The 24004-nt window shown below is 45.6% G+C and carries 19 protein-coding genes; 15 read left to right on the forward strand and 4 right to left on the reverse strand.

Annotated elements, in window-relative coordinates; all coding sequences use genetic code 11:
- The first annotated feature begins 20 nt into the window (after window positions 1-20).
- Entirely contained in the window at window positions 21-488 is a 468-nt protein-coding gene (gene trmL / locus V6669_RS09020) for a tRNA (uridine(34)/cytosine(34)/5-carboxymethylaminomethyluridine(34)-2'-O)-methyltransferase TrmL (protein WP_017689589.1), read from the forward strand.
- A 167-nt stretch (window positions 489-655) separates the two neighbouring features.
- A complete protein-coding gene (locus V6669_RS09025) occupies window positions 656-910 on the forward strand; it encodes an AbrB/MazE/SpoVT family DNA-binding domain-containing protein (RefSeq protein ID WP_036610032.1) in 255 nt (84 codons plus the stop codon).
- Between the two features lie 101 nt (window positions 911-1011).
- On the opposite strand, the gene V6669_RS09030 is transcribed toward V6669_RS09025, so the two are convergent.
- Complete coding sequence (locus V6669_RS09030) at window positions 1012-1929, reverse strand: serine hydrolase (protein ID WP_338593015.1); 918 nt, start codon at window positions 1927-1929, stop codon at window positions 1012-1014.
- 471 nt (window positions 1930-2400) lie between these two features.
- Here V6669_RS09030 and V6669_RS09035 point away from each other — a divergent pair, with 471 nt between their 5' ends.
- From V6669_RS09035 to V6669_RS09060, 6 genes are all read left to right on the forward strand, one after another.
- A complete protein-coding gene (locus V6669_RS09035) occupies window positions 2401-3165 on the forward strand; it encodes an alpha/beta hydrolase family protein (protein WP_338593018.1) in 765 nt (254 codons plus the stop codon).
- Window positions 3166-3176: 11 nt separating this feature from the next.
- On the forward strand, window positions 3177-4136 hold the full coding sequence (locus tag V6669_RS09040) for an ABC transporter permease subunit (RefSeq protein WP_017689585.1): 960 nt from the start codon (window positions 3177-3179) through the stop codon (window positions 4134-4136).
- A gap of 18 nt (window positions 4137-4154) precedes the next feature.
- Window positions 4155-5057: a carbohydrate ABC transporter permease gene (locus V6669_RS09045; protein ID WP_289391845.1), complete on the forward strand. Its 903-nt coding sequence runs from the start codon at window positions 4155-4157 to the stop codon at window positions 5055-5057.
- A 53-nt stretch (window positions 5058-5110) separates the two neighbouring features.
- Window positions 5111-6706 (forward strand): ABC transporter substrate-binding protein, encoded by a 1596-nt coding sequence (locus V6669_RS09050; RefSeq protein ID WP_307538221.1) that lies wholly within the window; start codon window positions 5111-5113, stop codon window positions 6704-6706.
- A 98-nt stretch (window positions 6707-6804) separates the two neighbouring features.
- A complete protein-coding gene (bglX, locus tag V6669_RS09055) occupies window positions 6805-8970 on the forward strand; it encodes a beta-glucosidase BglX (protein WP_338593028.1) in 2166 nt (721 codons plus the stop codon).
- Window positions 8971-9047: 77 nt separating this feature from the next.
- Window positions 9048-10064, forward strand: coding sequence for a LacI family DNA-binding transcriptional regulator (locus tag V6669_RS09060; RefSeq protein WP_338593031.1), 1017 nt, complete (start codon window positions 9048-9050; stop codon window positions 10062-10064).
- A 298-nt stretch (window positions 10065-10362) separates the two neighbouring features.
- On the opposite strand, the gene V6669_RS09065 is transcribed toward V6669_RS09060, so the two are convergent.
- Window positions 10363-11427, reverse strand: a complete 1065-nt coding sequence (locus V6669_RS09065) for a phosphodiester glycosidase family protein (protein ID WP_338593034.1) — start codon at window positions 11425-11427, stop codon at window positions 10363-10365.
- Window positions 11424-11834: a uroporphyrinogen-III C-methyltransferase gene (locus tag V6669_RS09070; RefSeq protein WP_017689578.1), complete on the reverse strand. Its 411-nt coding sequence runs from the start codon at window positions 11832-11834 to the stop codon at window positions 11424-11426. Before V6669_RS09070 ends, V6669_RS09065 begins: the two co-directional genes overlap by 4 nt.
- A 439-nt stretch (window positions 11835-12273) precedes the next feature.
- On the opposite strand from V6669_RS09070, the gene V6669_RS09075 reads away from it, so the two are divergent.
- The 3 genes from V6669_RS09075 to V6669_RS09085 all read left to right on the forward strand — a co-directional run bounded on the left by V6669_RS09075 (window position 12274) and on the right by V6669_RS09085 (window position 15108).
- Window positions 12274-12930, forward strand: coding sequence for a response regulator transcription factor (locus V6669_RS09075; protein WP_338593040.1), 657 nt, complete (start codon window positions 12274-12276; stop codon window positions 12928-12930).
- A 136-nt stretch (window positions 12931-13066) separates the two neighbouring features.
- Window positions 13067-14290, forward strand: coding sequence for a PLP-dependent aminotransferase family protein (locus V6669_RS09080; RefSeq protein WP_338593042.1), 1224 nt, complete (start codon window positions 13067-13069; stop codon window positions 14288-14290).
- Window positions 14291-14481: 191 nt separating this feature from the next.
- Complete coding sequence (locus V6669_RS09085; protein ID WP_074094326.1) at window positions 14482-15108, forward strand: FMN-dependent NADH-azoreductase; 627 nt, start codon at window positions 14482-14484, stop codon at window positions 15106-15108.
- A 111-nt stretch (window positions 15109-15219) separates the two neighbouring features.
- On the opposite strand, the gene V6669_RS09090 is transcribed toward V6669_RS09085, so the two are convergent.
- On the reverse strand, window positions 15220-16065 hold the full coding sequence (locus V6669_RS09090) for a DUF2161 family putative PD-(D/E)XK-type phosphodiesterase (RefSeq protein ID WP_338593046.1): 846 nt from the start codon (window positions 16063-16065) through the stop codon (window positions 15220-15222).
- A gap of 361 nt (window positions 16066-16426) precedes the next feature.
- Here V6669_RS09090 and V6669_RS09095 point away from each other — a divergent pair, with 361 nt between their 5' ends.
- From V6669_RS09095 to V6669_RS09110, 4 genes are all read left to right on the forward strand, one after another.
- A complete protein-coding gene (locus tag V6669_RS09095; RefSeq protein ID WP_036610009.1) occupies window positions 16427-18322 on the forward strand; it encodes a PrkA family serine protein kinase in 1896 nt (631 codons plus the stop codon).
- A 244-nt stretch (window positions 18323-18566) separates the two neighbouring features.
- Window positions 18567-19574 (forward strand): globin-coupled sensor protein, encoded by a 1008-nt coding sequence (locus V6669_RS09100; RefSeq protein WP_338593051.1) that lies wholly within the window; start codon window positions 18567-18569, stop codon window positions 19572-19574.
- 129 nt (window positions 19575-19703) lie between these two features.
- Entirely contained in the window at window positions 19704-20708 is a 1005-nt protein-coding gene (locus V6669_RS09105) for a LacI family DNA-binding transcriptional regulator (RefSeq protein WP_338593054.1), read from the forward strand.
- Between the two features lie 273 nt (window positions 20709-20981).
- Entirely contained in the window at window positions 20982-23804 is a 2823-nt protein-coding gene (locus tag V6669_RS09110; RefSeq protein WP_338593056.1) for an endo-1,4-beta-xylanase, read from the forward strand.
- The last annotated feature ends 200 nt before the right edge of the window (window positions 23805-24004 follow it).

Below are 24004 nucleotides of genomic sequence, written 5' to 3' on the forward strand. Positions count from 1 at the left end.
GAAAAGGAGATTGAACACATATGGCTTTACACATCGTTCTGGTTGAACCAGAAATTCCGGCGAACACAGGCAATATTTCGCGTACTTGTGCGGCAACCGGGACCCATCTGCATCTCGTACGTCCACTTGGATTTCGAACAGATGATGCTACATTGAAACGTGCAGGGCTGGACTACTGGCATGCTGTTCATATTGAATACCACGACTCATTTGCTGAGGTTCAGGAAAAATATCCGGAAGGTCGTTTCTTCTACGCAACTACGAAGGCCAAGAACCGATACAGTGATTTTAATTTTCAGGATGGAGATTTCCTCGTTTTTGGTAAAGAGACTAAAGGCCTGCCACCTGAATTAATTGCTGCGAATCCCGATACATGCATGAAAATGCCAATGACTGGTGACGTTAGATCATTAAATCTGTCCAATTCGGCAGCAATTATTGTATATGAAGCGTTGCGCCAGCTCAATTTCCCGGGGTTAGAAGGATAAATTTTGGTTATAAATGACGGCTAGAATTCGGAAAAAAAACATTTTTCAAAAAAAAGGACAAAAAATGTTTATTTCCAGCAGGATTCGACAAAATCTTGGCGAATCTATAAACATAGTACAAATGTACCTAGAAATTTAGAGTAAGATAGGAGAGGTGTGCCGTAGCTATGAAGCCAGCTGGAGTAGTTCGCAAAGTTGACCAATTAGGTAGGATCGTATTGCCTAAATCTTTGCGTAAAAGGTATCAAATGAATGAGGGAGATCCTGTAGAAATCTTAGTACAAGGGGACCATATTATCTTGGAGAGATATCGTCCAAAATGTATTTTCTGCGGATCCATCGAGGAAGTCAACGAGTTCAAAGAGCGTTACATATGCGCACAATGTTTAGATGAAATGACTCAGCTTCCACAACACGGATAAGAAATAACGTCATGGGGTCCATTGACCCCGTGACGTTTTTTTTGTTTTATTCTCAAGTGGATGGCATAATTGCAAATTGAAAAAAAGATAAAATACGTAGACTAACGCTGGGTGTAAAGGGGTAAAATCTCATTCCAGACGGCATTCAGGATGCCTTGCATATTTTCTTCCTCACTATTAATACATATGACAGCTTCCTTTGAGGGAATTACGATACACAATTGACCATAGGCTCCATCCGCGCGATAAGCGCCATGAGAACACATCCAGAACTGATAGCCGTAACCTTTTCCCCAATCTCCGTCTCCAGTCGTTTCGATCTGCTGGGACGTAGCCTGTCTGATCCAATCCGCAGGTACAAGCTGTGTGTCTTCCCAAAGGCCCTCCTGCAGCAGTAACTGTCCAAATCGACTCAGTTCCTCATTGCTTATCCAAAGACCTGCACAGCCAAGTGTTACCCCCAGTGGAGAGGTTTCCCACTCTACATCATGGATGCCAAGTGGATCAAATAATCGTGGAGTCAGGTAATCTTTCACGGTTTGGCCGGTAGCAGCCTGTAGCATGGCTGAGATCATAAATGTATCCCCGCTGCTATATGTAAATTGTTCTCCAGGTACCCGGTCCAGAGGCAGAGACATATAATATTTCGCCCAGTCCTTTTCGGTCAATGAAGCTCGTTCATCAGCCCAAAGAGGGGGAGAGTCATGGCCCGAAGACATTCGGAGCAGATCACGTAACTTCAATTCCCGTGGAGATGGGAGATTGTGCTGTGCAATGAGTACATGATCATAAGAGAAATAATCACCAAGTGTCGCATCCAGATGTAACAGACCTTCTTTAAGCGCAAGTCCAACGGCCATACAGGTGAAGGATTTGCTGATGGAATGTTGTACCCTGCGCTGATCCTTATCCCGGTCCCAATGGGCAAGCAGATGCCCTTTTTGTAATATGCGAATGGAAAAAACGTTCAATTGTTGCTCAGTAATCGTATGAATGAAACCTTTGAGTTGCTCAGACATATTAACCTCCCTGATATCAGGTGAAACCTGAGTAAAATCGGTTGGTGAAACGTTTCCGTAATTCGAATGCAAAATCAGAACCCATGTTAGTATAAACCTGGTTTGGTGTCAATTAAAGTTGTAATAGCACTTACTAAATTTTCATTTTTTCGTAATAATAGTGTCTTTGGACGCAAATTTAGACTTGAAACAGCATTTTTTCGAGAAAAAAACGCGAAATTTGTAAAAAGGTTATTGACAGGATTTACTCATCGGGCTTATGATTTATTCGAAACGATTCGAAGAAATCGCTTCCACATTAAAAGTGTTGTAATGAAGTCCATGTGAATCAACGTTGGCTATGTTTTGAAACGATTCGAGAAAATCGTTTCGATAACCCATCGTAATACAAGGGAATCTACAACAGCCTGCGATCCAACGCCAGAGAAACGAATGAGTAAGACAGCAGGCGATGATGAGAGGGGTTACATTATGGCACATATAACGATCGAAACTGGATCGCCAACCTTATGCATGAATACCAGCATACATGTTGTGTCCAGTGACTCCGGAGAGACTTCAGGCGGTACACTATATCTGTTGCACGGGGCAGGCGATAATGCGAGTACCTGGCAGCGGTTAACCACAATTGAGATGTATGCAGCCCAATATGGCTGTACCATCATTATGCCGGAAGCGAATCGAAGCTATTACACGGATATGGAATACGGCCTGAATTACTTCCACTACATCACTCAGGAGTTACCTGAAGTATGCAAGCGTCTACTCAATCTGAATCCTGATCCGGAGAAAACGTACGTCGCCGGTTTATCCATGGGTGGATATGGTGCACTGAAATGTGGACTAACTTATCCAGAGCGATATCGCAAAGTCGTGTCTCTATCCGGCGTAACGGATATCCAGACACGACTTCATGATCCCCATATGCCAACGACCATGATCAAGGAAATGAAAGCGGTTTTTGGAGAACGTTTACAGGTAAAAGCCGATCAGGATATTTACGCACTGTCGGCCAAGCTGCTGGAACAGGGTGTTCCTTTACCGGATATCCTCAGTTGCTGTGGCGATAGTGACCCCTTCGTAGAGATGAATCGCGACTATGCGAAATACATGCAGGGGACTGCCTTTGATTTTCGGTATGTGGAGACGCCAGGGGCTCATGAATGGAGATTTTGGGAGCACCACCTGAGAACGATGTTTGATTTTCTGTACAACGACAAGACCATAGTAGAGTGAGGAGATGCAATGTGAAACCTGCAGCCGAAGGACCTAGCAAAAAGCTGAAGGGAAACGTGAAGGGCAATTCGCTCTGGACTGAAATCTGGAAGCACCGAATGACATATACCCTGCTTATTCCGGGGCTTGTCTGGCTAATCCTGTTTGCCTACATGCCGATGGGTGGCCTGTCTCTGGCATTCAAAGATTACAAGGCCAACCTGGGCATCTGGGGAAGTCCATGGAGCGGATTCGAGAACTTCAAATATGTTTTCCGTGATCCAACCTTTATCGACGCAGTATGGCGTACGCTGTACATCAATATTCTGAAACTGATTATTCAGTTCCCATTCCCGATCATTCTGGCGTTGTTGCTGAATGAATTGCGGATGCGCAGAGGGAAAAAATTGTTCCAAACCGTTCTTACGTTCCCGCACTTCCTGTCCTGGATCATCGTATCCGGGGTGGTCATCAATGTGCTGGCATATGACGGACTGGTAAACAGCGCGCTCGGATTACTCGGATTGCCAACGATTAACTTCCTGGGATCCGAATCCAACTTTGTACCAATGTTGCTGTTGACTGATATTTGGAAATCAAGTGGATGGGGCGCGATTATATTCCTGGCTGCCATTTCCGGTATTGATCAGGATCAGTATGAATCAGCACAGATTGACGGGGCTTCCCGTATGCAACAGATGTTCAAAATTACTTTACCGAACATCCTTCCAACCATCACAATCATGTTTATTCTGTCGGTTGGTGGATTGATGTCTTCCGGGTTTGACCAGATCTTCAACTTGGCAAATGCCGCTACCAAAAATGTATCGGAAGTACTCGATGTATATATCTATCGGATTACGTTCCAGTCATCAACCGATTTCTCATTCTCGACAGCGGTCAGCTTGTTCCGTTCCCTGGTGAATATGGCCTTGCTGCTTCTTGCTGACAGATTTGCCAAGTGGCTTGGCGGAGACGGTTTGTTCCGATAAGAGAGGAGGAAAAATGAGATGAGCAAGAAAGCTAACAAAAAACCGAGAATTGGTACAGAAAAAATGACACTTCTCGATTACATTATCTTTGCCGTATTACTAGTGCTTGCCCTGATGATCCTGATTCCGTTCTGGAATGTCATCATGATCTCGTTTGCAACACAAAAAGAATATGCTGACAATCCATTTTTGATGTTCCCTAAAGAATGGACATTGGATTCCTATAAGGCATTGTTCGCTGACGGAACGATTCTGTCGGGGTACAAAAATACAATTATTTTGCTAGTCATCGGCTTGCCACTCAGCTTGTTCCTGACAACAAGCATGGCATATGGCCTTAGTCGCAACAAATTTCCGTTTAAGAAATTTATATTTTTCCTGGTACTGTTCACCATGATCTTTAATGGTGGTATCGTACCGCTGTACCTGATCATGAAATCACTTCATCTTACAGGTACGCTGTGGTCCGTTATCCTGGCGGGAAGCTTCAGTGCGTTTAACATGATTCTGATGATGAACTACTTCTACACCTTGCCTGAATCACTCATGGAATCAGCGAGACTGGATGGAGCCGGAGAGTGGAGAATTTTGTTCTCTGTTGTTCTTCCGCTGGCTACACCAATTATGGCTACAATCACGTTATTCTACGGTGTAGCTTACTGGAACAGTTGGTATGATGCGATGATATTCCTTCGAAAAGCGGATCAGTTACCGCTCCAGAATGTACTCCGAAATATTATCGTGACATCTACGACGAATGCATCCAATGCATCCAGTGTGGATGCTGCCCAGGCAAGCAACTTCTCTATGGGCATGAAGATGGCGGCCGTATTTGTCACCATGGTACCAATTATGTGTTTCTTCCCAATGCTGCAAAAACACTTTGCCAAAGGGGTATTAACAGGGGCAATCAAGACCTGATTATACGTATAGGATTTTGCAATAAAATTCTACTAAAAACATGGGGGTAAAACATGAAAACGAACAAAAAGTTGTCAGTAAGAGCTCTCTTTGCCATCACGCTTAGTGTAGTTATGCTGATGGTGACCGCTTGTTCCAGCCAAGGAGCTTCAGGTGGTAACGAAAAAGATGCAGAGGGAAATTACAAAGATAACCTGACCATCTCTGTAGCTAACCTGACAGAAATTAAAAACGGGAACCTGGATAATGACTTCCACAAGTTCTGGACAGACAAATTCAATGTAACTTGGGACTACAACTATATCGATTGGGATTCATGGGGCGAGAAGCTTCGTCTGTGGATCAACTCTGGCGACTTGCCGGATGTAGCGGTATGGAACTACGTACATGGCGATGCCATTAACAGTATTGAACAAGGTTTGTTCTACAAATTCCCGGATGACTGGAAAGAACGCTGGCCTAACGTGGCAGCAGCTTACAATTTGACGGGTCTTGGAGACAAATTGGAAGAATTGACGGGTGGAACATATGTCCTGCCTAGACCAATCTATTTCGAGAACAAACCGGCTGACCCACTGACGAACCAAATTGGTGTCATTGCGCTTCGTAAAGACTGGGCTGAAGCGGTTGGTTTTGAACTGAAAGATGCTTATACAACAACCGAATTGAACGAATATGCTGCGCTAGTGAAAGAAAAAGATCCAGGCAAAGTGGGTAACAAACTTGTACCTCTGTCCTATAATGCGGCAGATGCCATGACAAACATGATTATGCCTAACAGTGTGCATGCCATGACTGACTCTCCGTTCTACAAAGGTGAAGATGGCCAATTCCACTGGGGACCAGCAGATCCTGAAACGCTGACAGGACTTAAATTGATGCAAAAAGCCTATAAAGATGGACTGCTCAATCCTGAGTTCTACACATGGAAAAACAATGAAGGTCAAAACAACTTCAAAGTAACAGGTACAGCTGCTGTAACAAGTCTGGGCGGACTGGCTTCGTACAGACAAGGTCTGGATTCCGATATGAAAAAAAATCTGGGTGTAGATAGTGATGAACTGGTACACACAGCAATCGTAGTAGGCGATGACGGTAAATACCGTAACATGGAGCAAGCCAACTTCTGGTCGGCATTGATCTTCAATCCGGACATTAGTGATGAGAAATTCGAACGGATCATGGATCTGATCGATTACTCCGCAACAAAAGAAGGACAGTTGCTCATCAACATGGGCTTTGAAGGAAAAGATTGGAAATATGATGAAAACAACGAACTTGTTAGCTTGTTGCCAGAAGGAACGGTATTGGAAGATAAATACCCAGCACGTTTCGAAGGTCTGTACCTGCTCGGTGACGACTTCAGTGTTGTAAACCCTGCAATCAAAAAAGATTACCGTGATAGAGCCGTTAAATTGTTCGAAGAAAAAGCAAAACTTGGTACAGAAGGCAAATCGCTTGCACCATACGATTGGGATGTCAATCTGTACGATTCCAAAGCTAAGAGTCAGGCTTCATTCGACTACCAGAACGAATATGCCAATTTGATCCTCAAAAACGGAGATCTAGAGGCGAACTGGAAAGAATGGGTAAACAGTAAAATGTCCCTGGTTCAACCTTATCTGGATGAGCTAAACGATAAATTCTAGTAATCATTCAGTAATTCATTTTGAACCCGGTGCGCGGTCTCTCCCCGAACGCAGCCGGGTTCTTTATTTCAACAACTTATAGTGGAGGATACGATCAAATGAATAACGAGCAGTTGCTAGATCTGGTAAAACAGATGACGTTGGAGGAAAAAACAGCTCAGCTTCTTCAGTTGACTGCCAACTTTTATGAAGGAACAAATGTCGAAGGTCAGATCACAGGGCCGATGGAAGAGATGGGAATTACGGAGCAGTCCGTGGATGCCAGTGGGTCCATTCTGGGGTTGTCCGGTGCGCAGGCCATCATTGATGTACAGCAAGCTTATATGAAAAAAAGCCGTTTGGGCATTCCGCTTTTGTTCATGGCTGACGTAGTTCATGGATTCAAAACCATTTTCCCGATTCCACTGGCGATCGGTTGTTCATGGGACACAGAACTGGCTGAGAAAAGTGCTGAAATTGCAGCACGTGAATCAGCTGTATCCGGTTTGCATGTTACCTTTGCACCCATGGTGGATCTGGTTCGTGACCCGCGCTGGGGCCGTGTGATGGAAACGACAGGAGAAGACCCTTATTTGAACAGTTTGTTTGCGGCTGCGTTTGTACGTGGATATCAGGGCGATAACTTGAAGGATGAGCCAGATCGTCTTGCAGCCTGTGTTAAACACTTTGCGGCGTATGGGGCGGCTGAGGGTGGTCGGGATTACAATACGGTGGACATGTCTGAGCGTAATTTGCGTGAGTACTATTTGCCAGCGTACAAAGCAGCATTGGATGCGGGCGTGGAGATGGTCATGACTTCGTTCAATACGGTTGACGGTATTCCGGCAAGTGGCAATGAGAAGTTAATGCGCGGCATTTTGCGTGACGAGTGGGGCTTTAATGGTGTATTAATCTCGGATTGGGCTTCCATTCGCGAGATGATTGCACATGGTGCTGCAGAAGATGATCGTGAAGCGGCATATCGTGCCATTCGTGCAGGGGTAGATATGGAGATGATGACACCTTGTTATGTTCATCATTTGCCTGAGCTGATTGAGAGCGGTGAAGTGGAAGAAGAGCTCATTGATGAAGCCGTTCTGCGAATTTTGCAACTGAAAGAAAAGCTGGGATTGTTCGACAATCCGTTGCGTGCAGCCGATCCGGAACGTGAGCGCGAAATTGTTTTCTCCAAAGAGCACCGTCAGGTATCGTATGAACTGGCAACAAAATCAGCTGTCCTCTTGAAGAATGATGGCAATGTTCTTCCACTTCAACCGGAAGCTAATGTAGCCCTCATTGGTCCTTTTGCACAGAGTCCAGACATTCTGGGCTGGTGGTCCTGTGAAGGGGTTAAGGAAGATGCAGTTAAGCTGGGAACAGCTCTGCAAGAGCGCCTGACAGGTGGGAAAGTTCAATTTGCTCAAGGCAGTAATGTTCATACGATTACAGCTGAGCAGATTGCCGAAGCCCTGGAAGTGGCAAGCAAAGCAGATCTGATTGTCCTTGCTCTTGGTGAAGACTCCGAGATGAGTGGAGAAGGTGGCTCACGCACGGATATTCGTCTGCCAGCAGCCCAATTGGAATTGGTTAAACAGCTCAAAGCAGCGGGAAAACCGATTGCCACCGTTATTTTCAACGGCCGTCCATTGGATCTGCATGGTGTAATCGATGAATCGGATGCCGTTCTTGAAGCCTGGTTCCCAGGTAGTGAAGGCGGAGCAGCGATCGCAGATGTTCTGACAGGTGTAGTGAATCCATCCGCACGTCTGACGATGTCCTTCCCGCAGTCCGTAGGTCAGATTCCGGTCTATTACAACCATTTCAATACAGGTCGTCCACTGAACCCGGAGAAGACGGAAGAACGTTACGTATCCAAATACATTGACAGCCCGAATGAACCTTTGCTTCCGTTCGGTTATGGTCTTTCATACACTTCGTTCTCTTATGGTGATCTTGAAGTGTCAAGTAATGAGATGACTGCCGAAGAGTCCCTGAGCATTCAAGTACGTGTAACAAACACGGGTGAGCGCGCAGGCGTGGAGACCGTTCAGTTGTACGTTCGTGATGTAACAGGTGAAGTCGTTCGTCCTATGCGTGAGCTGAAAGGATATGTGAAGCTTGCACTGGCGCCAGGCGAGAGTGGTACAGCGACGTTTACGTTAAATGAAGAACAGCTTCGTTATCACCATTCCGACTTAAGCCACCGCAGTGATCGAGGCGAGTTCCATATTCTTGTGGGTGCAAACAGTCGGGATACTCAGAAGAAATCATTCAGACTTGTTTAATCCGGTGAATGGAAAGAGTAATGTGTCAGGCCTTTTGTTATGAAAGGCCTGATGAACATAACAGGGGAGCGAAGAATGTGGTCAGTATCAAGGATATCGCCAAACAGGCGGGAGTTTCCATCTCTACTGTGTCATATGCGCTGAATGGCAGCAACAAAGTGACCGATGAGACGAGTTCCAAAATTTTGGCCATTGCCAAAGAACTGAACTATGTTCCAAATGCCGCAGCAAGAACACTGAAGAAGAGGGAATCCAAAATTCTAGGTGTATTCTTGACCGATTTTAGAGGAGATGTGTATGGAGACTTGCTGAGTGGCATGAAAGCCGTATGTAATGCTCAAGGTTATGACCTGATCGTGTGCAGTGGTAAACAATCCCATCGCATGCTTCCAGAGAGGATGATTGATGGTGCGATCATTCTGGATCATACGTTTGCAAGTGAGGAACTAATGCAGTATGCCGATCGTGGGCACAAAATCGTTGTATTGGACCGTGAGATGGATCATCCCAACATTAATCAGGTTCTGCTGGATAATAAGGCCGGGGCAACACTTGCGATGGAACATCTTATTGAACGGGGACATAAGAAAATCTACGTGGTTACCGGACCGGAAGGTTCGTTTGACTCTGTGCAGCGGTTAAAGGCTGTGAGACAGGTTGCTGAACGTGAAGCCGATGTGGAATGGATTGAGATTACGGGAGATTTTGAAAAGAGTGGTGGAGAACAAGCCGCAGATCAGATTGTGCAGGTGTATGATGGACCCGCAGCGGTATTCTGCCTCAATGATGAGATGGCTATTGGCTTGTGTGATCGTCTGGCAGACAGTACACTTGGCGTTGGTCAGGAGATTGACGTCATCGGATTCGACAATATTGAATTGAGCAAGTACGTCCAGCCGAGATTGGCAAGCATTGATTATTCCAAACGCAAGTGGGGATCACTCGCTGCTGAACAATTGATCAAAATTATTGCTGGAGAACCCGTAGATCATGAACGAATTTATGTGACATTAGTTGAGGGTGGGTCGGTGAGTGGGCCTATTCCATCTGATTCGGTTATATCTATGGAGAATGACCGGGCGGTTAGCTATTGATCCCGAATACAGCAAGAGACAAGGCTTAGAAGAATCGAATCATTCTTTTAAGCCTTGTCTCTTGCTATTTCGAGGATGAAGCAATAGAAAAAGCCTCTCCGGAGAGAGGCTTGGCCTTTACAAGCCTTTTGTTTTGTCATTGTTGTAGGATGAAGTGAGAATGCCTGTAATGAAGAGAGTCAATACGATTGCAATAATCCAGAATGTCAGTGAAAATGACATACCCTTCGCACCTCCTGCACAAGCTCATTTTCTTCTATTATAACCATTATAGGTAGAAAAGAAATGCTTCACCCTATTATTTGTAAAATAAAAAGTGTGTGGGCACCGGTCTGAGGCTGCCATCTGAAGGGTTATTCACGACCCGATTATTCAGAATAAGCGAGGATGATCCACCGCCATCCAGATTATAGGCGTCGATCACCCCAAGCTTGTACAACCGCCCTTGCAACTCTTCAAGGGTAGCACCGGAACTTCCGCCCTCATTATATCCGTCAACTACAATAATCAATAACTGATCATCCTTATAATTGCCAATGACTGTACGTGGTGCTCGTTTGGGTGATACTTTCCATTTGTCGGGAATTGCGGTTTTACGTCCATTCTGTAGCAGCACGGGTACAAACGTAGCCCCAAATTGTGGTTGCAGGCGATCCAGTGAGTTTTTGTCGAAGAACTTGCCTCCAACCAGTTTGCCGGCATCGTTAAGTCCTACAAAAAACAGATCTTTGAAACTGGCCTGGAAACCGTTCACGTATTTCCCATCCATGACGGTTGTGCTAAGTGGATAACGTTTGCCGCCACTGTCAGCAAATCCACCTGCGTTGATCCCGGCAATTGCGCCGTTACGCTTCACAGCCTGCATGGTCGTCTCAGAACGCCCAGGCTCACTGTCTAGAGCCATCTGCATGGCCGTAGGGTCTTTTAGCTTGATCTTCATGGCATAGCCCTTATAGCTGCCAGGATTCACTCTGTACATTTCAATCGTTAGCCGGTCACTGTCTACCCGTTCAAATGGAACGCCAAGCTTGGATGAAATCCGTTTGTTGTAGATCGTTTCCGGACGATCCGCTTGGGCGGAAGCCTTCTGCACAAGTGTAGACATCGTACTTGTTGTTTTATTATAGAGCTGTGTCGTTCTTTTAATAGAAGAAGAAGTCTGGACAGCAGCATCTTTTGCCCCCGCAAGCTCTTGGCTAATTGCTTGGGTCCGGGGTGTAATCGTATCCTCTGACAGTTCGGTAGGCATCAAACCTCCGGGTTCAAGTGGAGGACGAAACAGCAACAGGCATAATATCAATCCAACAAAAGGAGCGAGTGCAAGCATAAAAAAACGATTAACCTGTTTGACGGGTGTAATCATTTGAGCAGGTCCATCTTTTTCTGGAGTGTCTCCAGTTGTTTTTTGACTTCGCTCAGCTGGGTATACAGTTTGTTGCTGTTATCCGTTTTGTCACTTGCATTATCCTTGGTGAAAGTCAGCAATTCATTGAAGGATTGAACCTGTCCCTGCAGGTCTTCTACTTCCTTGGATATCGTTGTTAGCTGATTTTCGTAGTCGGTTTTTAGCGCTGCAATCTGCTGCTGATTATGGGCTTGAAGCTGGTTAATCATCTGTTGTTGGAGATGGTTACTATAATAGTAGGTTCCAACGACTCCTAGTGCAATGAGGACAATCCACATTACCAGAAACAGCTTGATTGAAGATCCAGCCTTGCCTTTGGCGCTCCGGGTGTGATGGATGTCAGAGGACGGGGCAGATGGTTTCATATCATCACTCCTGGTCATTTATAGGTACAAAAAAATTTCCAGTCCTCATTCTATCATGCCCCTATTGATTACGCAAAAATGAAATTCTTTACTTAATAGAGTAAAAAGAGATTGCATCGGAAGGAAGTCCTAGGATACAATTTCTTATAGATGCAATAAGTAGGAACTTTGGGCAGGTTTTTCGACTTTTTTAGATAGAAATGCAGGAAATTTATACTATATTTTGACCTTTCCGGGGATGGGAAGAGGGACGTCATGGTGTTTTTATAACAAAATACAGTGAAAATAGAGCTTTTTTATCGGCTTCCTCCTGTATTTTTCTGTTTTTCGACATAATCCGACCTATGCTTCTTCTATACTCGGACTGTCGCATAGACAATGGAATTATCATGACAGAAGCTAGAAGTTATTTGTCCAATACATAACAGGGGGAACAACAATGAAAAAAGTATGGCAGGTGGTCATCATAGATATCCACCCCACCAGCATGCTCGGTACAAAATTGATTTTGGAAGAGCAGCAAGATCTGACGGTACGTGGCATGACTTCGACCGGAACAGAAGGGCTCGAACTGGTGAATATTCACCAGCCTGATCTGATTCTTATGGATTATCGTCTTCCGGAGGGTCAGGCAGATCAATATATTGCCCAGATGAAGAATCTGTCAGCTCACAGTCACATCATCATTTTGACGGATGAAGACAATGTGAAGTTGTTTCGTCATCTGATGAGTCTTGGTGCAAGCGGCATGTTATCCAAACAGGCTTCCCCTAGCCAGCTGATTCATCTGATCTCTGGGTTACGTGAGGGCCATGTGTCCATTCCATTGTCGTGGTTAAACAGTGCGGAGTGGGCGCAACCTGTGGAGTCTCCGACAGAAGCACGTGTCATTGAATTAACAGAAACCGAAACTTTTATCATGGAAAGAATTGTTCAGGGTGTAACCTATGATAAAATAGCGAATGAGATCAACGTTAGCAGACGTTCCATTGATAATTACCTGCGTAAAATATACGTGAAGCTGGAAGTAAGCAGTAGAGCACAGGCCATTGAACGTTATGCCTTGCATGCAAGACAAGTGAAGACGGGATCCTGACGAAACAGGTTTGTTCTTCCCATGATCACAACAGTTCGGTATGCATCCGGTCATATTCGATGGCGCGCAGGAATAGGTTGTAGGGCTGCGGACTGCGAGTACAGTTTCGGAATAGGGACGAAAGGGGAACGGATCGATGAAATATTTCTTTGCTTCCCGTACCAACAGGCTTTTGTCATCACCACTGAGGGATATACGTGAGATGTCTGGCAGGGATTATTTCATTTCTCTGGCAGAAGAATTGCCTGCGGAGGAGTTGTTTCCTTTCAAATTGTTGGAAGAAGCAGCCGTGTCTGTCTTTAGTTCAGGCCCCTCCGCATTGCAATATGGAGAGCCAGCAGGCTATACGCCCCTAAGAGAGTGGTTGAACAAAGACTGGAATGCACGCAAAGGCATACGAACGGTACCCGAGCAGATTCTGTTGACCACTGGTACCCAGCAGGCCATCGATCTGGTGATGCGTCTATTACTTGAGCCCGGAGATTCTGTACTGGTTGAACATCCCACATCTCCAGGCTGTCTTGAGGTTCTGGAGATGCAAGGAGCCAAGATTGTGCCCGTAATGGGTGATCGGGACGGCATATTGCCAGACCTTTTGGAGCAACACATGCAGCAGGTTAGACCGAAGCTGCTTTTTGCTGCACCCAGTTTCTCGAATCCGACCGGTGCTTTGTGGAGTATGGAACGGCGGGAGGCTGTCCTTGAGCTGTGTTCGCGCTATGGTGTACTGCTTGTGGAAGATGATTCTTATGGAGAGCTCCATTTCGATGGCCTTGAGCCAACGGAATTCTATCGTAAATATCCTTCACTCTTTGCACTGGATACCGCCGATCAGGGTGGACATGTTCTCTACATTGGTTCATTTAGCAAAACGGTAGCGCCCGCTCTTCGAACCGGATGGGCCGCTGGACATCCTGCGCTGATTCAGGCAATGGCCTCGGTTAAACGGATTGCAGATGGTCAGTCCAGTCCGATGAATCAGCGGCTGTTATATCAACTGCTTGCCCATTCCCCTTTTCGTTGGAGTGATCACCTATCCATGTTGAATCGGGAGTATAAGACAAGACTCAAACTGATGCTTGAACTGTTGAAAAGACCGGGCTGGAAAGGGTGTCAGTACAATATCCCTGAGGGCGGAATGTATCTGTGGGTACAGTTGCCGGAAGGATTAGATAGTGGCGCTCTGCTTAAGGCGGCTTTGCCCAAAGGTGTATCTTTTCTTCCTGGATCACTATGCTCCACAGGTGTACAGGATCAACGTTACATTCGATTGAACTTTAGCCATCCGGGCCGTGATGAATTGCTGCTAGGCATGAACCTGATCAGTGAAGCCATTTCCGAATTTACGGCTCGTAGCTAAGTCAGATCAAAATTAGATTTTGTAGCAAAAATTAAAATTGGTTCATGACCAAAGTGATTACGTTATTGCATCCACTAACATTTTTATATATAATATGAATTAATGAGTTGTTGGTTTCTTTATATAAGCTGCAATGGTGGCCAGTTCAGAAAAAGCACTCATATATTTTATCTAACGGGGGAAAATTCAACATGTCTAATATTTTATTTGTTAAAGCAAATGACCGTCCTGCAGATCAAGCAGTCAGCGTTAAATTGTACGATGCATTCTTGAGCGCATACAAAGAGTCCCACCCAGGTGACACAGTTACTGAGTTGGATCTCTACAATACAGAATTCCCATTCTATGGTAACACTGCTATCACAGGTACTTACAAAGCAGCTAACGGTTTTGAACTGACAGCTGACGAGCAAAAAGCAGCTTCACTTGCAGCGCAATTGCAAGATCAATTCCTGGCAGCTGACAAAGTTGTATTTGCATTCCCACTGTGGAACTTCACTGTTCCAGCTCCATTGGTAAACTACATTGCTTACCTGAGCCAAGCTGGTAAAACATTCAAATACACTGCTGAAGGTCCTGTAGGACTTGCTGGCGACAAAAAAGTAGCTTTGCTTAACGCACGTGGTGGCGTTTATTCCGAAGGCCCAATGGCAGCTGCTGAAATGTCCCTGAACTTCCTGAAAACAGTTATCGGCTTGTGGGGCATTCAAAACCCTGAAGTGGTTATCGTTGAAGGACATAACGCTTCTGCAGATCGTGCTGAAGAAATCGTTACTGCAGGTCTGAAATTGGCTTCTGAAGTAGCAGTAAAATTCTAATAACACTCTTCTATATAGAACACATCAAAACACCTGTAGTCTCCAGTGGAGATTACAGGTGTTTTTTTGCATTCTCATTTTTTTCACATCCGTTACTTCAGATGATTCGGTTCAGATCTTGCCTGTATTTTTCAAGTAAAACTCCGCTGCTTCAGCGATGTGTGCAAGGTCGTCCTTATTTTCATCAGATACAGAATACGTTACATCAAGTTCATTAATGGTTCGTTCGATCATATCATTATCCTCAAGCATGTGTGCATGCTCGGTTAACGCCTGTACTCCCTTAATCGTCAAAATATACTTTCCACGGGAGAGGCGTTCAAACCAGCCATAATAATTTTTTTGCAGAATCGCTGCTGCAGAACCTACGCCTGTCTGTCTGGCAAGGTTGGCCGGGGAGGCTTCTCCGTTCGTTCGTAGAGCGGATGCGACACGTAAAGCCTTCTCACGATATGCTGTGACCAGCTGTCTTCGTGTACTGCCTCCCGTATTGTAGTCTCCACTGCGTTCGTCGAATTCTTTGAGCAATCGTTTCCGCCGAACACCGCTTTTGCGGACAAATTGATTGGCGCTAGTAAGGGGCGTCTGAGCGGAAGGTTCGCACAGTACATCAATTAGAGGGGCTTTGGTTTTGTAAAATGTGACAGTCAGCAGCCCCAGACCAAGTTGTCTGCATAGTGCAGTCAGTTCGCTCCAGCGTTGGTTCACGGCACCGCGTTTGCTACGATTGCGCTCGACGGCTAGATACACGAACGGGCTAAGCTTCAAGCGCTGCATGCCCTGCAACAACAGGGAGAGGTTAAATGTTTTTTTCATCTCCACAATCAGTGGTTCGTCCTGGTCCGATCTGACTCCGACGAGGTCACAATGTCTGACTTCCGCCTTGACGTCGAAGCCGCGCTGCTCGAAGAAAGCCTTCACAGGCGAATATAATTCGGTTTCGTATTGCACTGCCATCGTCCGTGCTCCTTTACTGAAGTGGCCTGTCTCTGACCATGTGTTGTCCGGTTTCCTGAATTTAGAACCCTCATTATATCATATTCGTTCTTTTTTTTCTGAAGGCACAAGATGTCTGATAGAACAGGGAAAAGCCAAAATTCGAAGCGGTTGATTGAAAAAAAGAGGTCAACTTATCCGAATTGCCGCATAGGTATGTAATACACTTTTCACAACAAAACAAGACGTTTGGACAGAGGGTGGCGGGACTACACAGGACCGCAAGATTGGTATTCAAGCAGGAGCCGCAATTCTATTGATTTCTTCATACCATTCGGAATGGTTGACAATCACACTAAAGGAGCCATGGGAGGTACCAAGCATGAATATTTTTGAACGCGTTGCGGAACATCGGGCAGAGAGTGACCGTTTGACATGGAACGGAACATTTGAAGATTATATTGCACTGCTGAGAGAGGACCCGACTCCGGCAATGACGGCTCACGCCAGAGTGTATGAGATGATTGAATCGTTTGGCGTGGAAGAAGTAGGTGGGCATAAGCGGTACAAGTTTTTTGAACAGGAGATCTTTGGGCTGGATCGCTCGATTGAGAAGCTGGTTGAAGAATACTTCCACTCGGCAGCACGTCGTCTGGATGTACGTAAGCGGATCTTGCTCCTGATGGGTCCTGTAAGTGGAGGGAAATCGACGCTGGTGACACTGCTGAAGCGGGGGCTTGAACAGTTCTCGCGGACAGAGAAAGGTGCCATATACGCCATTGATGGATGCCCGATGCATGAGGAACCGCTGCATCTGATTCCACTGGAGCTTCGCCCTGAAGTGGAAAAGGAAATTGGAGTCCGGATTGAAGGTAACCTTTGCCCATCTTGCCAGATGAGACTGCGTACCGAATATGGTGGTGATATCAGCAAGGTGCCGGTGGAACGGGTCATTGTTTCCGAAGATAATCGGGTGGGGATAGGAACATTCAGTCCATCCGATCCGAAATCACAGGATATTGCCGATCTGACGGGTAGTATCGACTTCTCCACCATTACCGAGTTTGGTTCCGAATCCGATCCACGTGCCTACCGTTTTGATGGGGAGTTGAACAAGGCGAACCGTGGGTTAATGGAGTTCCAGGAGATGTTGAAATGTGATGAGAAATTTTTATGGAATCTCCTGTCGCTCACGCAGGAAGGGAACTTCAAAGCAGGACGCTTCGCCTTAATCAGTGCGGATGAGATGATTGTGGCGCATACGAATGAATCGGAGTATAAGTCTTTTATCTCCAACAAGAAGAATGAGGCACTGCAATCCCGGATGATTGTCATGCCGATTCCGTACAATCTGAAAGTGTCCGAGGAAGAGAAAATCTATGCCAAGCTCATTCAGCAAAGTGACATGAAGCATGTTCATATTGCACCGCATGCCCTGCGGACTGCAGCCATTTTTTCCATACTTACCCGCTTGAAGGAAACGAAGAAACAAGGCATGGATCTCGTTAAAAAGATGCGCATGTATGATGGTGAAGAAGTGGAAGGATACAAAGAAGCCGATCTGCGCGAGATGCAAAATGAGTATTTGGATGAAGGGATGTCCGGCATTGATCCACGGTATGTCATTAACCGGATCTCAAGTGCTTTGATCAAGCAAAATCTTCAGTGCATTAACGCGTTGGACATTCTGCGGGCGATCAAGGACGGTCTGGACCAACATGCTTCGATCACAAAGGAAGAGCGGGAGCGTTATCTGAACTTTATTGCTCTTGCACGCAAGGAGTATGATGAACTGGCCAAGAAGGAAGTACAGAAAGCATTTGTGTACTCATTCGAGGAGTCGGCAAGGACCTTATTTGAGAATTACCTTGATAACATTGAAGCATTCTGCAACTGGTCCAAGATTCGTGACCCGCTCACGGATGAAGAGATGGACCCGGATGAGCGTCTAATGCGATCCATTGAGGAGCAGATCGGGATCTCCGAGAATGCAAAGAAAGCGTTCAGAGAAGAGATTCTGATCCGAATCTCGGCATACTCCCGCAAGGAGCGCAAGTTCGAATACAGCAGCCATGACCGTTTGCGTGAAGCGATTGAGAAGAAGTTGTTCACCGATCTGAAAGACATCGTCAAGATCACAACCTCAACCAAAACACCGGATGCAACCCAATTGAAACGTATGAATGAAGTCATTAAACGCTTAATTGAGGAACATGGATACACCGCAGCCAGCGCGAATGAACTGTTACGTTATGTGGGCAGTCTGCTTAACCGCTAATCGGCAACGAACCATTCCGGATCAGGCTCCTGATGCCTGTTGTGAGGCTCCTTCACAGCAGGGTCAGGGCCTTTTTAATTACATGAAGGTCATATTAATCTAAAAAAGCTGACAAATAAGGTTAATTTTAAAGAGAATTAGTTCTAATGGTATATGTATATTTAGGTATTTTAGTCTATAATCAATACATATATTTACAATTTAAAGTAATTTAGTGTTTATTAAGGAGCTGACTGAACCAGATATGAGCAGTATTTCCGCAACAAGACAGAAGCAACTTGATTACATGGGATTAACCGCAGGGGATCTAAAACTGCTTGCCGATCATCGGCCTGTTTTTAAAAAAGTCGTTAATGAAGTGGTAGATCATTTCTACAATCATGTGGGAAATTATCCTGAATTGGTAGATCTGATCGCAAGATTCTCTACCATTGATCGTCTAAAAGAAACACAGAAGATGTACTGGTTATCAATGACTGACGGAATAGTGGATGACGCATATATTGAGCAACGGATTGCGATTGGACTTGTGCATTCACGGATTGGTCTGTCTGAAGATTATTATCTGGGTACCTATATGGTCTACCTGGATATTGCAACGAGCATATTCCAACAGGTTATCCCTGATTCCTGGCATCTTGTCATTCAAGCGCTCAGCAAAATGTTTAATCTGGATTCACAGCTTGTCCTTGAAGCCTATGAGAAGAAAGAAAAAGAAAAGTTACATCAGCTTGCCGATGACCAACAACATACATTGCAGGCGATTACGCAGATTACCCAAGAGCTTACAGGCATGATTAGTGAATTAAATGAAAGTGCACTGGCGATATCAAGTGTAGCCAAAGAAACAGCGGCTTCTCAGGATCAGGCACAGGTTCTGCTCAAGGAATTGACGGGGGAGATCCAGCAGATTGGTAAAATGGGTGAACTCATTCGCGAGATATCGGATCAAAGTCATCTTGTCGGCCTGAATGCAGCGATTGAAGCTGCTCATGCAGGAGAGTTCGGACGTGGCTTCGAAGTAGTCGCTAGTGAGGTGCGCAAGCTTGCAGCCAGTTCCCGGGATGCCCAGGGTAAAATTCAGTCTAATCTGGAGCAGATCATGAAGAAACTGAGCAGTGTGCAGCAGGAGTCGGATCATACGTCTCGCGGAGCACGTAGCCAAGCTTCACGCTCGGCTGAACTCGCTGTATTTGCAACAACAATGGAGAAACTGTCTCTGGATTTGAAGAATCTGGAACAGCAGGAATAGAGCTTAAAAGCATTAGGAACCTTCCATACCGTTTCAGGCTGTTTTAAGCTATAATGGGTAGACAAACCTGCCGATGTTATAGAAAATGCAGCCGGAGACAGGGGATTTGAAAGAGGTTGAGGTGATCAGATGGCTTCTATCCATGATGTAGCCAAGGAAGCGGGAGTATCTGTTGCAACCGTTTCCAAAGTGATAAACGATTATCCTGATGTAAGTGAAAAAACACGCAAAAAAGTCAATATAGCCATCGAATTATTGAAATATCAACCCAATGTGGTCGCACGTGGACTTGTCAAACGCCGTTCATGGACGGTGGGAGTACTGTTAACGGTTCCGTTTACGAACCCTTTTGTGTCGGAGTTGCTGGAGGGGATCAAGACAGCGCTGGAGAACAGTGGATATGATCTGGTCCGGTTGTCTACTCGATTCGATGATCCGGCGTACTCGTTTATCAAACATTGCCGCAGTCGTAATGTGGATGGCGTTGTGGTATTCGGGGAAGGCAGAGAAAACGCGAGTATTCAGGAACTGGTGGATGCGGAGATTCCAACGATGTTTATCGACACGGATATGTTGGGCAAGCGTGCCGGGTACATTACTACGGATAACGCGAACGGGATCTCAATGAGTGTCAAACATCTGTATGAGCTAGGACATCGCAAGATTGCCTATATCTCAGGGACGTTAGGACCTGCCGTAGCTAATCTGCGATTGGAAGGATATCGGGAAGGGCTGCGAGAATGCGGCATCCCGTATTCTACGGTATATCTGGAAGTCTGCGATTATTCCTTCGACGGAGGAAGCAAGGCTGCCCGACGATTACTGGCACTTCAGGATCAACCAACGGGAATTGTCTGTGCATCAGACATGTCTGCTTTTGGTGCGATTCATGAAATTGAAAAGCATGGATTGAGTGTACCAGAAGATATCTCGGTTGTCGGGTTCGATAACACGTATTATGCTGAGGTATTCAAACCGGGGTTGACCACGGTGAATCAGAATATCTATTCCATTGGCATTAAGTCCATCGAATATCTGATTGCCATGATCGAGAATCCATCTTATTCTCCTCCTGTGGTGACGGAACCTTCCAATCTGGTCATTCGTCAGACGACAGCACCCTTAAAAGCCTAAAAACGTAAATAGTAAAGATGTTTACACGAAGCACAGCTAATAAGCTGTGCTTTTTGTCGTTCTATATCTCATTTGGAAACATATGGTTTATGGAGTGGTGCAAGTCCTATAGTTTAACGGGTAAACAAAGTTTACTGGCAATCGTATAATGAAAGTGCTTACAATCTTCTGTCCATTAGCATCTATCCATCCTGTATAACGATCTTGTAAAGGGCTGGCACATGGCAGAGTAAAGGTTATTCTTCACAAACAACGAACCAAGGAGGAGATCGGATGCATTTGAGAAAATGGTGGAGCTTGTGCTTGTCGGCTGTATTGATCTTCAGTTTGTTCCCAAGTGTGGGAACAGGAGGGACACGTGCTGCGGCTGCGGACGTTAAGACTGGCGATGATGAAGTACTGTTCAAGGCTGATTTTGAAGATGGTGTGTTGGGACAATGGCGTCCACGTGCGAGTGAAAAGCTTGATATCGTATCGCAAGTAGGTCACGACAGTACACGCAGCCTGAGAACCTCTTCCCGTACCGAAACGTTCCATGGACCCTTAATTGAAGTAATAGACCATGTACAGAAGGGCAGCACGGTTCATATTTCGTTTTGGGCCATGTACGATGAAGGACCGGACAGTCAGGTCATTAACGGTTCACTGGAGAAAGAGTACAATAACGACGCATCGAGTCGAGAATATGCTACGTTTGCCTCTGCAACGCTGAACAAAGGACAGTGGAAAAAAATCGAGGCAGATGTGGTGATCCCTGGAGAAAATAGCGGCATCACCGGATTCCGCATGTATGCAGAGACACCTTGGAAGACGTCAGCGGAAGTGACGTCGGCGGATACGATTACTTTTTACGTGGATGATGTTCTGATTACGGAAGCCGAAAAAATTGAAATAGAGCCGAACATTCCGAATCTCGTGGATGTTGTGGGACAACACTATGCAATGGGAGCGGCTATCGACCAGTCTGCACTGGATGCGGAAGATCCGCATTCCCAGCTGTTGACGAAACATTTTAATAGTATTACAGCTGGAAACTTTATGAAAATGGATGCGATGCAACCTCAGGAAGGACAGTTTGTCTGGTCAGAGACAGATCGCCTGGTGAAGTTTGCCGAAGCAAATGACATGGAAATCAGAGGTCATACGCTGTTATGGCATAGTCAGGTGCCGGACTGGTTCTTTACAGATCCAAATGATGCATCGAAACCTGCCACGCGGGAACAGTTGCTTGCACGGATGAAAACCCATATTCAAACCATCGTGACCCGGTACAAAGGAAAGGTTCATACATGGGATGTTGTCAATGAAGTCATCTCAGACGGAGGCGGCTTGCGGAATGAGGCCAGTAATTCCAAGTGGAGAGATATTATTGGGGATGTGGATGGCGACGGAGATGACAGTGATTACATTGAGCTGGCTTTCCGATATGCACGTGAGGCAGACCCTGATGCTGTACTGGTGATTAATGACTATGGAATGGAGGGCAATGGAAACAAGGTGAATGATATGGTGAAGCTTGTAGAGAAGCTGCTTGCCAAAGGAACACCGATTGATGCGGTTGGATTCCAGATGCATGTATCCATGTACGGACCGGATGTAAAGCTCATTCGTGAGGCTTTTGAGAAAGTGATCGCTCTTGGTGTGAATGTACAGGTTACAGAGTTGGACGTTTCGATCTATTCAAGCAATTCTGAACTGGAGATGCCTGTCACAGATGAATTAATGCTGCAACAAGCTTACCGTTATCGTGAACTGTTCGACCTGTTCGATGAGCTGGGAAAACGCGGCGTAATGGACAGTGTTACAGTATGGGGACTTGCGGATGATGGTACATGGCTTGATAATCATCCAGTCAAAGGACGCAAAGATGCACCATTGTTATTTGATCGTAAATTAAAAGCAAAACCGGCATTTTGGGCACTGGTGGACCCTACCACCCTTCCGATCTATCGTAATGAATGGACAGCATTGAAGGCCAGCCCTTCTTTCCCGGATCACAAAGGACAGGAAGATATTCTTTGGGGTGCTGTGAAAGGGCTTGAAATTAATCATCTGGCAGATGGTACATCTACGGTTACGGGTGAGGCTCGTATGATGTGGGATGCCAAAAAGGTGAATTTACGAGTGGAAGTGAAGGATACCACGCGTCGTAAAGGTGATCAGGTGCAGGTTTTCCTCGCGGAAGAAGTCAAGGGGACAGGCGCTGCAACTTCTGAAGCTGATCTGTCTGCCAAGAAGAAAAATCCGCCGTCTGCAAATGGTCAATATACGTTCAAACGGGATGGCGGTAAAGGCAAAGATAAAAATACTTACAACGTACAGGAAACAAAAACTGGTTATGTTGTATACGCATCACTGCCTATGTCAGCTGCTTTACTTACCGAAGGCCAAGTCTTGTCTCTGGATTTTCGGATTACGGATGAATATGCTGCTGGAAAGACAGCGACCATCGTTTGGAATGATATTTCCAATCAACAGCCCGACAAACCAGCCAACCGGGGCAAACTGAAGCTGGGTTCTGTCTTGAAACAAACCAAGGTCACTTATGGCAAACCTGTAATTGATGCGAAAAAGGATAACATCTGGAAAAACGCTGCATCTGTTAAAACGGATGTCTGGGTGGTCGGAAACTCCGGTGCAACGGCAACGGCACAGCTGTTATGGGATGAGAAGTTCCTGTACGTATTGGCAGATGTGAAAGATCCTTTGCGAAGCAAATTAAGTTCTAATGCACATGAGCAGGATTCGATCGAGATTTTTATCGACCCGAGCAAAGATCAGACAACATTCTATCAGGAGGATGACGCTCAGTACCGGGTCAATTTTGATAATGAGGCTTCTTTTGGAGGAAACGCACGGAAAGAAAGCTTCAAATCGGCTACCCGATTAACAAGCGGAGGGTATACAGTTGAAGTGGCAATCCCACTAGATAGCGTTCGTGCTGAAGGTCAAAGATGGATTGGATTCGATCTGCAAGTTAATGATGATGGTGCGGGGGATGGCAAGCGAAGCAGTGTGTCCATCTGGAGTGATTCATCAGGTAATTCTTATCAAGATACTTCCGGTTTTGGCAGTCTGTTACTGACTCGCAAATAGAATATTCAGTTGTGAATTAGAATATGAGAATGTTAGCTATTCGACATCGTATATCTGGAAATAAGTGTTGATTTTAAATGCTGGGACGTTTAGACTATATACATTCAAATAAACGGGTTCCAATGTATGACAACGGCTTCAACTAAGTCTGTGGTCACGAGTCAAATGATGCGGAGGGAGTGCCTGTCATCCAGACAGCG

The sequence above is a fragment of the Paenibacillus sp. Y5S-9 genome (genome assembly GCF_036894235.1).
In the GTDB taxonomy this organism is placed as follows: Bacteria; Bacillota; Bacilli; order Paenibacillales; family Paenibacillaceae; genus Paenibacillus.

Excerpts from the sequence above, each read along its gene's own strand:
- V6669_RS09085 (WP_074094326.1), top strand. The coding sequence starts at position 14,482 with ATGTCTAATATTTTATTTGTTAAAGCAAATGACCGTCCTGCAGATCAA.
- bglX (WP_338593028.1), top strand. The coding sequence starts at position 6,805 with ATGAATAACGAGCAGTTGCTAGATCTGGTAAAACAGATGACGTTGGAG.
- V6669_RS09075 (WP_338593040.1), top strand. The coding sequence starts at position 12,274 with ATGAAAAAAGTATGGCAGGTGGTCATCATAGATATCCACCCCACCAGC.
- V6669_RS09030 (WP_338593015.1), bottom strand. The coding sequence starts at position 1,929 with ATGTCTGAGCAACTCAAAGGTTTCATTCATACGATTACTGAGCAACAA.
- V6669_RS09080 (WP_338593042.1), top strand. The coding sequence starts at position 13,067 with ATGAAATATTTCTTTGCTTCCCGTACCAACAGGCTTTTGTCATCACCA.
- V6669_RS09070 (WP_017689578.1), bottom strand. The coding sequence starts at position 11,834 with ATGAAACCATCTGCCCCGTCCTCTGACATCCATCACACCCGGAGCGCC.
- V6669_RS09025 (WP_036610032.1), top strand. The coding sequence starts at position 656 with ATGAAGCCAGCTGGAGTAGTTCGCAAAGTTGACCAATTAGGTAGGATC.
- V6669_RS09095 (WP_036610009.1), top strand. The coding sequence starts at position 16,427 with ATGAATATTTTTGAACGCGTTGCGGAACATCGGGCAGAGAGTGACCGT.
- V6669_RS09105 (WP_338593054.1), top strand. The coding sequence starts at position 19,704 with ATGGCTTCTATCCATGATGTAGCCAAGGAAGCGGGAGTATCTGTTGCA.
- trmL (WP_017689589.1), top strand. The coding sequence starts at position 21 with ATGGCTTTACACATCGTTCTGGTTGAACCAGAAATTCCGGCGAACACA.
- V6669_RS09050 (WP_307538221.1), top strand. The coding sequence starts at position 5,111 with ATGAAAACGAACAAAAAGTTGTCAGTAAGAGCTCTCTTTGCCATCACG.
- V6669_RS09110 (WP_338593056.1), top strand. The coding sequence starts at position 20,982 with ATGCATTTGAGAAAATGGTGGAGCTTGTGCTTGTCGGCTGTATTGATC.
- V6669_RS09090 (WP_338593046.1), bottom strand. The coding sequence starts at position 16,065 with ATGGCAGTGCAATACGAAACCGAATTATATTCGCCTGTGAAGGCTTTC.
- V6669_RS09065 (WP_338593034.1), bottom strand. The coding sequence starts at position 11,427 with ATGATTACACCCGTCAAACAGGTTAATCGTTTTTTTATGCTTGCACTC.
- V6669_RS09035 (WP_338593018.1), top strand. The coding sequence starts at position 2,401 with ATGGCACATATAACGATCGAAACTGGATCGCCAACCTTATGCATGAAT.
- V6669_RS09045 (WP_289391845.1), top strand. The coding sequence starts at position 4,155 with ATGAGCAAGAAAGCTAACAAAAAACCGAGAATTGGTACAGAAAAAATG.
- V6669_RS09100 (WP_338593051.1), top strand. The coding sequence starts at position 18,567 with ATGAGCAGTATTTCCGCAACAAGACAGAAGCAACTTGATTACATGGGA.